Here is a 12,647-nt window from a genome sequence, read left to right on the forward strand (position 1 = left end):
AGCTAATATAAAGTGTCCTAATTTTGGGGTTCACATCATCAGGAGCGCGCTTTTTTATTGTCTAAATTTTTTAAAATTCAGCATTGTGATATCTCCGAACTGTTATCAGATAAATAACAAAATAAACTAGTAACATCAATACTATTGGTAGCCAAACTTTATAATATGCTGTTGGCAAAACCTGATCAAAAAATTTTAAGCCAAACAAAACATCAAAGACACCAAATGTTGCAGGAACAAAGAACAAAAGTCCTGTTTTGCTCTGCCATGCTCTTTGAGCCAGCCTCTCATTCGCTAACTTCTGTTTTCTTTTAGCAGCTTTTACTACTATCATTAAAACAGTAATCAGACTTACGCCAAACACAAATGCCACTGAATAGCCCAAGATCTTCATTTCTTTACTCATCCCCAAAATCAGCTGATAAGTAGCCGCCTTAGAGTTGCTATAGAAGTGACTATAGGCAAGATTACTTTGAGCCTGCTTATGTTCAATTTTTAGTAAAAATGGCCAATCTCTATCAAAACTGTTTAGCTGCACCAAAGTCAGATATTTAGTTTTACCCTTAACCTTATTTAATTCTGCAGTTGAACAAAGTGCAATTGTTTTCTCTTTTTGACTGCTATTAGGAACGAGTTCGCGGAAACTGTTACCTGCTAGAGAATTTTTATTCAATTGGCCTAACTTGATAGATTTGACTTGAAAATTGCTTCTGCCGGTATTTTTGACATACTTAATTGGATTATTTGCCAGCTCATTACGAACAAAATAAAAGTGCCTTTTTGTTTCTTTATAATGGTAAGTTTGCTGCTTTTTAATTTTTAGTTGAGCAACATCGTTTTTAATATTAGCGGTGTTGCTAACAATTACCCCATCATAATATGTGCCCCTTTTAATAACTTGAGGAAAAGCATTAAAGTCATGACTTAAAGCCAGAGCGCCCATAGTCAAAGCGAAGAGTAGTGAAATGATAGTAAAAACGCTGGCATAATGGTAAAGTCCCTGCTGCGTTTTTCCTTTAGTTAAATTAATTTTGGCAAACCAATTTGCTGGCACCAAGCTTAATAACGAGTGACAAAGCAAATAAGTACCTGACACAATTGTGATAAATGCCGGCAATACAGTGTCAAACAGGCTTTGACTAGGTAGATTTAACATAAAGTAGCCTGCAACTACTGCCGTCAACCCTAAAACTACTTCAATTATTTTTAGCCCTGAATGTTTTTGAAAAATTGCAGGTGCATCTTCTTTTTCAGCTAGATTACTTAAAGTGGATCTGGTTAACCTCAAAGTTATTACAATACCGCCCAACATTATTAAGGCTGCCAGTAACATAACGACTTGCATGCCCGAATTTATCCTCAGAAAACTAATAATGACGTTAAAATTCGGCATATCCGGTTTTATCAAACCGCTAAACAACTTAATAATTAAGGACGCTAGATCCAAGCCCAAAATAATACCAGCTATGATCATCAGACTGCTAATAATGAGGGTCGCACAAAGTTCTACAAGTCCAATGCGCATGTTCTTTAATCTTTGCATCAAGATCACCAAACTTTCTGGTTAGCTCCCTCAAGTAGACCACCTTTTGACTTAATTATAGTTAGCGCTACTAATTTTTAAATGAGTTAACTTTTTTCTTGAACATATTTTAATAATTAATTTTTAAAACATTATTTTTTGAATAATGGGTTTTTGTTAGTGTCAATTCCGTCCAACTGGATCGCTTTTTTGTTTTTTAAAAGAAAGCTTGGGTCGCAACTCCGCAAAGAAAAAATATTTTTCAGTTGGTTTACTCATCGTAAAGCAGTTCTCTAGGTGTTTTTGATGTAGTTGTATAATCATAGCGGATATCACTCTGCAAAAATCTTTTTTTCTAAAGCGATAGCAACCGTTCGCTTGATTGCATTAGGTATTACATCAATAAAAGAATCAAAAGCAGACTAAAAGACTTGGCGCCGATTGAATGGCGTCAAGCCTTAACAAAATAATTATTAAAATATATTAGTCCAGCTTTGATACCTCACTTTAAAATTATTCAGTTTTCAGCACATTTTTTTCATATAGAGTAACTGTTAACAAATAGTATCCTAAATAGAGAACAATAAAAATTGTGAATGGAATCCAGATATTATGGTAGGGGGACATCAGCAGTGTTTTAAACAGTTGTAAACCACACAAAACATCTACTATGCCTAAAATAGCAGGCATGGTGAACAAAGTACCAATCTCTTTTCTGATTGAACTGCGCAATAAATGTGGTCTAGCTCCAATTTCATGTAACATCTGGTAGCGCACCTTGTCACTGGCGGCACCGCTTAAAACTTTAAACATTAACGTCGAAGCGAGCATAGTCAGAAATGCTATTCCTAAGAAAAAGCCCATAAATTCAAACGCACTGGTAAAGCCGAGCACATTACTATAATAGTATGGCTTTGAATTAAGGTAAGTATCTTTGTAATCACGATTTTCCCTCAATTGCTGCTTTTGAATTTGATTGATCACCGGAAAATCGTGGACAAAGTCTTTCACATTAATATAACTGACAAATTTTTCCTGACCATCAATACTCAGCCACCTTTTTGGTGAAACTAGATGTATCTTCTTAGGAAGACCATTTGGCACCATTGGCTAAAAATACTGTTTTCCGTTGTTTGCGGTTTATCCAGTTTAGCAGTAGCCAGCGTTTTTACTTTATAAGTGGGGGAATTGTCTTGATTGTCATGAAAATAAACTGCCATTTCTTTCAACGGCTGCTTGTTAAATTCCGCGCGGTTAAAGTAGAGGTGCATCCCCTTTTCTTTGTAATGATATGTTTGCTTATTAGTAATAGTTAACTTGGCTTCTGCTTTTTTAACTGCTGGCGTCTGACTGATAATTGTAGCATCATAATAAATCCCTTTTTGCGCTTCATCCTTCATGGAGCCAAAATTAAGTCCCACGGTAATTGCACCTAAAGCCAAGGCAAACAGAATTGAAATCATAGTTAATACCTTGGTGTAACTTTGCAAGCGAAATTTTAATTGGCCCAGAGTAAATTCATTAATGCCACGATATGAAAAAGATTTTTTATTAAGTAAATAATTAATAATAGCCGTGAAGACGCCATTAAAGACAAAGAAAGAACCAGCAATAATTGTTACTAAGGCGGTGGGAATAAGAAAGTAAATATATCTGGTGGACAAAGTCATTACATAGTAACCGACTGCCAGCAAAAGCACACCGCAAATTGCTTCAATTCCCCGCAAAACTGGATGATGATTAAGATTAATGGGAGTTTGATCCTCATGTAATAGGTCGATTATTGGGGTACGAGTAAGCTTGCGCATATTGCCCAGTGCACCCAAGAGAAAGATAATAACAAAGAAAAGCAATGTTCCTATTATGGCACTCGGCAATATTGCCTTATAGTGAGTAATTTCCAGCCCTAACTTACCTACCAGCACTTTGGTAACTACTGTGGTCAACCCTAGACCCAGTGTTATTCCCAACAACACAGCCAAGAAACCAGTTAACAGAGTTTCACAAAAAATGAGTAAGCCAATTCGCGTGCTTTTGGCCCCGAGCATCATATACATGCCATAGTCATGCTTACGCATACTTAACAAAAATGAATTGGCATAAACAAGATAAACCGAGGTAATGATCACTAACAGAATAATACCAAAGGTAAAAATATAATTCAGGTATGCTTCTCTACCATAAACATCTTTACTAATAAACACAGGGTTAGTAGCAATTGACAAAAACATGTAGAAAATCATGCTGGCAACAATCAAGCCAGAAAACAACACCAGATAGTCTTTCAGACTATTCTTAATACCCGTCACGGACAGTTTCCAAATCATTACTGCTCCTTTTCTTTTACTAAAAACAAACTTGTATTAATTACTGCCTCAATTTTATTCATGTGCAAGCACGATTTTTTCATATAATTTCACCGTTAATAAGTAATAAATCAGATAAAGCACGATAAAAATCGTAAAGGGAATCCACAAGTTCTGGTAGGGATGCGGTAAGAGTAGTTTAAATAATCTTAAGCCAAAGAGAACGTCGATCACGCCCAACACACCGGGCAAAAGAAACAAAACTCCTATCTCATTTCTAATGGATTGGCGCAATATTTTCACCCTTGTGCCAATTTCAAATAGCATTTGGTAACGTACCTTGTCACTAGCTGCTCCACTTAAAACCTTGAACATTAAGGTTGAAGCCAGCATGGTTAGGAAGGCAAAACCTAAAAAGAAGCCCATAAATTCAAAACCGCTGCTGAAATTTTTGATTAACTGGTAACTGCCAGCCTTACTGGAGGTATAAATATCCGCATAAGCAGGATTTTCTTTTAATTGCTGTTTTTGCAATTTCAAGATGGTAAAGTAATCTTGATCAAAGTTTTTCACATTTACGAAGCTGACAAACTTCTTTTGGCCCGTTTTTGCCGCCCATTTTTCAGGTGAAACCAAGCGAATAATTTTAGCGATACCATTAGGAACCATAGCGCCAAAAGCGTTGTTAGCGTATGTTGCTGGCACATCTAATTTTTTAGTAGGCAAGTCGATCGTCTTGTAGGCAGGCTGGCCATTTTTCATATAAAACTTAACGTTTTTAACTGGATTATTAGTAAATTCACTGCGATTAAAGTATAAATACTTGCCTTGTTCCTTATAATGAAAAGTTTGCTGACGGGTGATGGTCAGTTTATTTTCAGCCTGCATTACTTTGGGTGAGTTACTGATAATAGTAGTGTCATAATAGAAATTGCCTTTAAGCTGCTCACTGAGGGTGCTGAAATTAAGTCCCACAGTGATAGCTCCAAGCGCCAAGGCAAAAAGCAGTGAAACCACGGTTAAAATCCGCGTATAATCATGCAGCCGAAACTTCAATTGGCCTAAGGTAAAAATCCGAATGCCATGATAAGAAAAGCTTCTGCGGTTAAGTAAGAACCCAATCAGCGCACTGAAAAAGGCATTAAATGTGAAATATGAGCCGGCAACTATCGTTACCAGTGCTGCTGGAATAATGAATAAAATAGCGCCACCGGGAAGACCCAAAATAAAGTAGCCTACAGCTAAAAGCACTAGTCCCAGCGTTCCTTGAATCCAGTGCAAGACTGGCTGACGCTTGTATGCGACCGGCTTTTGATCATCGCGCAATAGTTCAATTACCGGTGTTCTAGTTAATTTGCGGACATTTTTTAAAGCGCCAAATAAGAAAATCAAAATGAAGAAAATGATTGTCCAGATAACAGCATTAGGCAAAACAACAGCAAAATGCTTCACGGTCAAATCCAAGCGCGAAATCAGGAGCTGAGATACAATGGCAGTCAGACCAAAGCCTAGCAAAATACCCACTATTGTGGCCAAAATACCAGTTATCAGAGTTTCCAAAAAAATTAGTGCACCGATTTTAGTGCTTTTAGCTCCCAGCATCATGTACATGCCATAATCGTGTTTGCGCATGCTCAATAAAAAAGAATTAGCATAAACCAGATAAATAGCAGTAATAATTACCAGCAAGACAATACCAAAGCCAAAGGTGAACCGAACATAATTACTTGGTGCTACAATATCATTTTTAATAAAAGTGGGATTAATAGTGATTGTGAGGAACATGTAAAAAATCATGCTGGCAACAACCAAGCCGGAAAACAAAACCGCGTAATCTTTAAAACGACTTTTGATTCCAGTTAAGGACAACTTCCAAATCATTTTTGTTCTCCTTATTCATCAGTGTCTAAGTGATCAATTAGTAGATGGTAAAATTCTTGTCTGGACTGCCCCTTTTTTAACATTTGCTCGCCAATCTTGCCATCTTTAATAAATAAAATGCGACTGGCAAAGCTGGCAGCAAACGGGTCATGGGTAACCATGAGAGTAGTAATATCATCGTTTTGATTCAAATCTGCCATAGTAAAGAGCAATTCACGGGCACTTTTAGAATCCAAGGCCCCCGTCGGCTCGTCTGCAAGTAAGATTGCCGGTTCATGCACTAAGGCCCTAGCTGCTGCTACCCTTTGCTTTTGCCCACCGGATACCTCAGCAGGATACTTGGGCAATATCTCTTTAATCCCTAACCTAGTTGCAATTTTATCAACTAAGGGATCGATTTTCCTGGGAGAGATGCCCCTTAAACTTAAAGGCAAGGCAATGTTTTCACGATTAGTTAAATTCTCCAAGAGATTAAAATCCTGAAAAATAAAGCCAATTTGCTTACTTCTAAAATCCGCCAACTGATTAGCGTTTAAAGTACTGTTGTCTTGGTGATTAATAAAAACATTACCAGTTGTTGGCTTGTCTAAAGTTGACAAAATATTAAGCAAAGTTGTTTTACCAGAACCCGAAGCTCCCATAATGGCTACAAATTCACCCGAATTAACTGCAAAATTAACTCCTTTTAAAGCCTGGCATTGCTTTTCGCCCCGCTTGCCGTACGTTTTAGTAACTTGATCTACTCGTAAAATTTCAGTCATTTGTAAAGTCCTCGTTGTAATACTTCTGTACTATTTATCTAATACACTAATGAAAGAAAACAAGAATGTCAATAAAAAAATAAGCCTTTCAGAAATTGAAAGACTTATATCAATGTTATTTTCCTAATAATAGTGGCTAGTATAAAATGTTAACTTTTTATTAAAAATATCATTTTTAACCCAATCTACGTAAAACTTTGTCGAGTGGAGTAACAATAATTGGTGTCACAATAGCTGTAAATACTGCTTCCACAAGTCCATTCAAGCCGAGAGCAACTATTAAAGCTGTAATTAAAGGTGTGCCTTGACTAAAACTGCCTAAATGTCCTAGTAATTTAGCGGAATTACCCATGAAAACCAGACTGGTTAATAGTATTACAAAAATAGTGTTAGTTAAAGAAGTCACTGCGCCTGCAATCGTGTAGCTTATTTCTTTAACACTGCTTTTCCTTTTAGCCGTGAATTTTCCAATCATTCCTGGGAAAAAGCCTGCTAGGACGCTGGGAACTACGGCAATCAGAAAGTTCTGGAAAAGCATCAGGCTGACAATATCGCCAGGCTGAGTATATGCCTGCACCATGCGGGCAATGCCCCAGAAAATGCCAAAGAAAGTCCCAGCAATTGGCCCCATAAGCAAAGAATAAACGGCAACAGTCAACGGAATAGTTGTTATAGCCGGCAAGGTTGGTAGTATGCGAATATAACCAATATTGGGTATGAGAGTTTGCAATAAAAAGATTGCGACAAATATAGCAGTAATAGCCAGGTTTTTTGTTTCTTTTCTGTGCATTTGCATCCTCCTTAAAAAAGCACCATGCTATTATATTGCTTGATCTTATTAGTCGCAAATAATTTCTCCGTTATGGATTAGTTTTAATAATACTTAATACTCTAAAACTATAAAAATTTTTTATTCTAAAACTGATCCGGATTCAAAAAAGCGCTTAAAACTATCGGCTTCGGCCAGCAATTTTTCCCTATTATCTACCTGTGAGAGCTTATAACCGACAAAATACGGTGATGCCGTATAACGCAAGATCAATTTAGCACAAATACCCTGATCAAAGCACGGATAGAAAAACAAGTTATAGGAGTTATTACGACCCTTTGACAAAACTTTTAGCATGTATTTTGCTCCGCTTTGAATCCAGTCCGACCAGTCATCAATATTGTTTTCATCAAGAAGATTAAAATTAAGTTCAATGTAGCCCTGAATCGGATGTGTGCTTACGTTGACTTCAACTCCATCTTTATTGAAAAGACTTATGCCTTCAAAATTATTGGGTTGAATGTACTTATAACCATCCATCTTTTCCAGACCGACTATTTGCATGTGGGGGTGTGCAAGAGATCCACCAGAATTTTCGCCATAATTTTTATACCATAAAACAGATCTGAACTTGTGTGAATCGTTTATCTGTTTAAAGCATGATAATGAAAAACGCATCAAAGAACGATTATAATCAAGTGAATAAGTGGTAATATCTCCTTGATGCTTATTGGACTCAATCAAAACAGTCTGAACCGTATCACGTAACGTATGGTATTTATTATCAAGCCAAATCATCCCACCCTGTTTTTTTAAGATATGAGTCAATCCCGCCACATCACAAAAGGGACAGCCAGAATTATTTTTAACTTTACGATAAGAATTAGGCTTTTCTTTAGCTATGTTAACATCAAACACTAATGGGTCATTTTCCATTGAGCAATCCCTCCCAAAAACATTCTTAAATCTTGCATTTTACTAGAGCCACAATAGATGGTAAACTGTAACCGCAATTATTTTTTTGAAAATCCCAACGGTGGTAGAACTTATGCAATCAAAAAGAAATTTAAAAAAATACAATAACCGCAATAACTTGCTTCTGATTATTATCGGAATAGTTCTGATTTTAGCAGTTGTATTTGGCGTGGTGTTGTATAACAATCACGTCGAAGCGCAAAAGCAGGCTAAAGCATTTGCTACAAATCATTTTAACCCTAATGTTAACATTTATGGCGTAGAAGTTGGAAACTTAACAATTAATAAAGCAACTACCAAAATCAATCGGAAAGCGAACAACATTGTCTCACTGGAAAATGGTAAAGTTGCACTTGAATATGATCCTAGTTGCAACACCATTAAGAAGCAGGAAGTTGCCACTTATTTTAAAAAGCAACATACAACTATGCCCAATAAGCAAAGCTACGAATACCGCAACACTGATCTAGATGCTGCTAACAAAAAAATGCAGGCGATGAGTCACGCCGTAGTTAATTACCATGTTGCAGGCAAAGTTTATAAACTCAAAGCACAAAAATTAATTAACCAGGCAGTTTATAGAAAAGGCAAGTACACTTTTCTTAACAGCGAAAATTTAGCGGCAAAGCTTAATAAAATTGACCAGGATGTTTCAACAATTCATCAAAGCTATAGTTTTGCGGTGCCAAAGGGTAATAAAGTTGCAGGAAAGAAAATTACTATTAAAAACCAAAGCTATGGCTGGGGCGTACACGTCAAAAGGGCACAAACAGCTGTTGAACAGGCATTTTTGAATGGAACTAAAAATCTGGACGGCAAAAATTATATCTATGGTCTTGGCTACAGCACTTATGGTTTAGGCTATGGTAAAAATAATCATGGCATAGGCAATGACTATATTGTAGTTTCTCTGCAGAGGCAGGAAATGTGGATTGTGCGCAAAGGCAAGGTGGTTGTTTACCTTAACGATGTTGTTACCGGAACAAAGGACGGTAATAAAAATAACCGTACCCCTCAAGGAGTCTGGTATATTCATTATAAGCAACGCCATGCGGTACTGCGTGGACGCAACAATGATGGCTCTAAATATGCTTCACCTGTCAGATACTGGATGCCGTTTACCTTGACTGGTTGCGGTTTTCACGATGCTGGCTGGCGCGGTGACTGGAGTAAAAAAGCCTATTTAAGAGGCGGTTCACACGGCTGCGTTAATATTAAGCCCCAGGAAATTAAGCAGGTCTGGCACAATGTAAGCAAACGTGAGCCGGTTATTGTATATGACTAAAATTTAATCAAGTAAGTCAAATAGTATGTAAAAGACTAACTTCCATCTCAAAGTTAGTCTTTTTTCTTACCCACTAAACTTATTACCCACACAAAAAAGACTAGCAATAACTGTAGTTAAAGCTAATCTTTTTAGTAATGATATTTTTATTTCAAATATATTATTGCAATTCTGGCCAGTATTGTTTATTAGCCTCATATAACTCATCCAAAACCTTTTTACCTACATGGTAATCTGGAATGGTCTTATTGAGGACAACTGCTTCCAAAGCAACTTGATATGAGCCAGATAGCGCTGCATCCACAGTTCGTTTCTCGTAAGCTTTTTGCAATTCCATTAGTCCTTTATGGAAAGTTGGGATCTTACCAATACTAATGGTTTCTGCACCCATACTGCCAATGTATGCTGGCACTTCTACTACGGCATCAGTATCAAAATTAGATATTGCACCATTGTTCTTTTGGTTAACGGTGAAACGTTCGTGGGTATTATGAATAATTGCGTTGGCAATATCAACAATGTAGTTGCCGTGAACGCCGGAGTTAAGTGAAGAACCTTTAGCTGTGCCGGCTTTTAAAACCCGCCGACATTCTGTGAAGATTCTCTTTTCACGTCCCTGCATTACCCAGTCACCACGTGTGAAGTTAGCATCCGATTCAGCCATCATTACATCAGGCATCAGGTAATACTGCAGGTAGCAGTTAGGGAAATATTCAGGAAAGCGCTTGAAAATAGTAATCATGCGCTTGTATGTATCAATCCAGTACTGGTCATCAAGAGTTTCGTCATTCCATTGAGCAAGGGTATCAATCTTGCCAGACTGAACGTCCTCACGCAGTTGTGGCAATAGATCCTTACCGGTCTCATCAATCATCGACGTCCACCAACCAAAGTGATTCATGCCAAAGTATTTGAAAGTAATATCTTTTAAATCCTTGTGGAAGTATTGTGCGATTGCACCCTCAATTGAAATTGGCATATCACAGATACAAATTACCTTTGCTTCAGGAAATTCCCGGTAAATTGCCTCTGACAAAATTGCTTCTGGGTTAGTGTAATTTAAAATCCATGCATCAGGACAAATCTGCTTAACCTTCTTAATGATAGCGATAATATCCGGTATTACCCTCATTGCAAAAGAAAAGCCGCCAAGTCCACAAGTTTCCTGACCAATAACGCCATTGCGAATACAAATTTTTTCATCAATAGCCCGTTGTTTGTTCAGACCCGGACGAATCTGCATGAATAAAAAGTTTGCATCTTGTAGAGCTTCTTCTAGGTTAGTCGTGTAAGAAACATGAACCGGTGAGCCTGTTTCTTCGTAATACATTTTGGTGTACTGCCCTAAAAGAGACACTCTTTCTTCATCAATATCATAAAGAACTAGCTGGTTCATATCTAAGTCAGCAGATCGTTGACGTAAAACTTCCAAGATACTTGGTGACTGGGTTGATCCGCCACCAATGATTACGAATTTATTTGCCATTTCAATAATCCTCCTAAATTACTTTCCACTTTGTGATGGGTGTTTTTTCAGATAATCAAGATATTCATCAACTTTATCATGAATACTTTCTACATCAACTCCAAATACTATTTGGATATTATGACCATCTTGCATTACGCCTTTAGTACCTGTCTTATGTTTCAACAGATCCATATCTAATTTATTTGTATCTTTAACGTCAACGCGAAGCCGAGTATAACAATTAATCATTTCATCAATGTTTTCTGGACCACCTAGACCAGCTACAATATTTTTAGTTTGATTATCAAATTTTGCAGTATCTGCAGTTTCTGCTCCACTGCCAGTTTGAGCAAGTTCTTCTTCTGCCTGCTCAACAGATTCATCTTCACTTTCTGCACCATTAAGGAGTGTCTCGTCAGCGTTAGCACGTCCAATAGTTGGAATGTTGAAGCGTTTGATCATAAAGACGAAGACAAAATATTCAAGTAAACCGGTGACAACAAACATTATTGGGATGAGATACTGGTGTCCCAGCCTTGCTGGAAAGGCAAAACTGTTAATAATCATATTAATACCGGTATCAAACTGAATATCGATACCAACTATATTTGTCAAAAATAGACTAATCCCGTAAACAACTGAGTGAGCTAGCCATAGTAATGGTGATAAGAACAGGAACATAAATTCCAAAGGCTCAGTAACACCTGCTAAGAAGGCAGTAGTAACAGTTGGAATTAAAATAGCCGCAACTTTTTGCCTATTCTTTGGTTCTGACATCTTCCAGAAAGCAAAAGCAATACCGATTGGTAACGAAATTGAACCAAAATTAGACAGATAACCAATGGATTGGTGCATTGCAGTAATATGACTAGGGTTGCCTAGCTCGGCTAACCAAATGTTAAACGCACCAGTGTACAGCTTGCCGGCAATTCTGGCAGTACCACCAAGTGGAGTGTAGAACAAAGGCATCCATAAGAAGTGGTGCAGTCCAACTGGTAAAAGCATACGGTTTAAAAAGCCATAGAAGAAGAACCCAATGGAGCCCGTAGTTGACATTACCTTAACAATATTTTCAATAACCCAGTTAACTGCAGGCCAAACATAAGTAATAGCAATTGCAAACAGAATTGTGACAAATACTAAAATAATGTAAACGGATTTTGTTCCTGCATATGGTGATAAATATTTATGGAGCTTAATATTTCCCCATTTATTTACCATCCAGCCCACTAGGATTCCTAAAATAATTCCGAGAAAAACTCCCATATCAGTGACTTGGATACCGAAAACCATGTTTTGACCAGTACCAAATAGTCCTTGAGAATTTGGCTTAGCCAAACGGTGGGTTAATTGCAGCCATGAATTGTTGGCGAACAAAAAGATTAAATAAGTAACGATACCTAAAATTGCGGCATCAGTTTTATATTTAGGTTTAGCCAAAGCCGTAGCTATACCCACACAGAAAATACAACTTAATTGCCCGATCATACCGCTTGACAGGATATTGTAAATAAAATTACCAGTATCTTTCAAAATAGTCGGCATTAAGTCTAGCTTCAAAATGGCACAAACTGATAAGATAATACCAGTTACGGCCATAAACATAACGGGTTGAATTATTGCCCGTGAAAAAACATTCGCGGACTTCATAAACTTACCCTTCATAATTTTGCCTCCTTA

General features: G+C 37.3%; 9 protein-coding genes and 1 pseudogene. 2 read left to right on the plus strand and 8 right to left on the minus strand.

Going from position 1 to position 12,647, the window contains the following annotated elements:
* Positions 1-70 precede the first annotated feature (70 nt).
* Positions 71-1,543 carry a hypothetical protein gene (locus Q0K80_RS01815; protein WP_294602289.1) on the minus strand — a complete coding sequence of 491 codons (1,473 nt, stop codon included), beginning with the start codon at positions 1,541-1,543 and terminating at the stop codon, positions 71-73.
* A gap of 365 nt (positions 1,544-1,908) precedes the next feature.
* Between Q0K80_RS01815 and Q0K80_RS10355 the strand changes: the two genes are divergently transcribed.
* Positions 1,909-1,992: a hypothetical protein gene (locus Q0K80_RS10355; protein ID WP_365934821.1), complete on the plus strand. Its 84-nt coding sequence runs from the start codon at positions 1,909-1,911 to the stop codon at positions 1,990-1,992.
* Between the two features lie 43 nt (positions 1,993-2,035).
* On the opposite strand, the pseudogene Q0K80_RS01825 reads toward Q0K80_RS10355, so the two are convergent.
* From Q0K80_RS01825 to Q0K80_RS01845, 5 genes and pseudogenes are all read right to left on the minus strand, one after another.
* Positions 2,036-3,849: pseudogene (locus Q0K80_RS01825) on the minus strand (FtsX-like permease family protein).
* Positions 3,850-3,903: 54 nt separating this feature from the next.
* Positions 3,904-5,709 carry an ABC transporter permease gene (locus tag Q0K80_RS01830; RefSeq protein ID WP_294602294.1) on the minus strand — a complete coding sequence of 602 codons (1,806 nt, stop codon included), beginning with the start codon at positions 5,707-5,709 and terminating at the stop codon, positions 3,904-3,906.
* Positions 5,710-5,720: 11 nt separating this feature from the next.
* Positions 5,721-6,470, minus strand: a complete 750-nt coding sequence (locus tag Q0K80_RS01835; protein WP_294602296.1) for an ABC transporter ATP-binding protein — start codon at positions 6,468-6,470, stop codon at positions 5,721-5,723.
* A 175-nt stretch (positions 6,471-6,645) separates the two neighbouring features.
* A complete protein-coding gene (locus tag Q0K80_RS01840) occupies positions 6,646-7,260 on the minus strand; it encodes an ECF transporter S component (RefSeq protein WP_294602299.1) in 615 nt (204 codons plus the stop codon).
* A gap of 120 nt (positions 7,261-7,380) precedes the next feature.
* Entirely contained in the window at positions 7,381-8,175 is a 795-nt protein-coding gene (locus Q0K80_RS01845; protein WP_294602302.1) for a DUF4931 domain-containing protein, read from the minus strand.
* A 112-nt stretch (positions 8,176-8,287) separates the two neighbouring features.
* On the opposite strand from Q0K80_RS01845, the gene Q0K80_RS01850 reads away from it, so the two are divergent.
* Positions 8,288-9,499 (plus strand): L,D-transpeptidase family protein, encoded by a 1,212-nt coding sequence (locus Q0K80_RS01850; protein ID WP_294602304.1) that lies wholly within the window; start codon positions 8,288-8,290, stop codon positions 9,497-9,499.
* Positions 9,500-9,659: 160 nt separating this feature from the next.
* On the opposite strand, the gene Q0K80_RS01855 is transcribed toward Q0K80_RS01850, so the two are convergent.
* Positions 9,660-10,985 (minus strand): 6-phospho-alpha-glucosidase, encoded by a 1,326-nt coding sequence (locus Q0K80_RS01855; protein WP_294602307.1) that lies wholly within the window; start codon positions 10,983-10,985, stop codon positions 9,660-9,662.
* An 18-nt stretch (positions 10,986-11,003) separates the two neighbouring features.
* Positions 11,004-12,632 carry a PTS transporter subunit EIIC gene (locus Q0K80_RS01860; protein ID WP_294602309.1) on the minus strand — a complete coding sequence of 543 codons (1,629 nt, stop codon included), beginning with the start codon at positions 12,630-12,632 and terminating at the stop codon, positions 11,004-11,006.
* Positions 12,633-12,647 lie beyond the last annotated feature (15 nt).

It is taken from the genome of uncultured Lactobacillus sp. (assembly GCF_945290125.1).
Lineage (GTDB): Bacteria > Bacillota > Bacilli > Lactobacillales > Lactobacillaceae > Lactobacillus > Lactobacillus rizhaonensis.

Bases quoted from the DNA above. Each gene is read 5' to 3' on its own strand.
- Q0K80_RS01850 (WP_294602304.1), top strand. From the start codon at position 8,288: ATGCAATCAAAAAGAAATTTAAAAAAATACAATAACCGCAATAACTTG.
- Q0K80_RS01840 (WP_294602299.1), bottom strand. From the start codon at position 7,260: ATGCACAGAAAAGAAACAAAAAACCTGGCTATTACTGCTATATTTGTC.
- Q0K80_RS01855 (WP_294602307.1), bottom strand. From the start codon at position 10,985: ATGGCAAATAAATTCGTAATCATTGGTGGCGGATCAACCCAGTCACCA.
- Q0K80_RS01835 (WP_294602296.1), bottom strand. From the start codon at position 6,470: ATGACTGAAATTTTACGAGTAGATCAAGTTACTAAAACGTACGGCAAG.
- Q0K80_RS01845 (WP_294602302.1), bottom strand. From the start codon at position 8,175: ATGGAAAATGACCCATTAGTGTTTGATGTTAACATAGCTAAAGAAAAG.
- Q0K80_RS01860 (WP_294602309.1), bottom strand. From the start codon at position 12,632: ATGAAGGGTAAGTTTATGAAGTCCGCGAATGTTTTTTCACGGGCAATA.
- Q0K80_RS01830 (WP_294602294.1), bottom strand. From the start codon at position 5,709: ATGATTTGGAAGTTGTCCTTAACTGGAATCAAAAGTCGTTTTAAAGAT.
- Q0K80_RS01815 (WP_294602289.1), bottom strand. From the start codon at position 1,543: ATGCAAAGATTAAAGAACATGCGCATTGGACTTGTAGAACTTTGTGCG.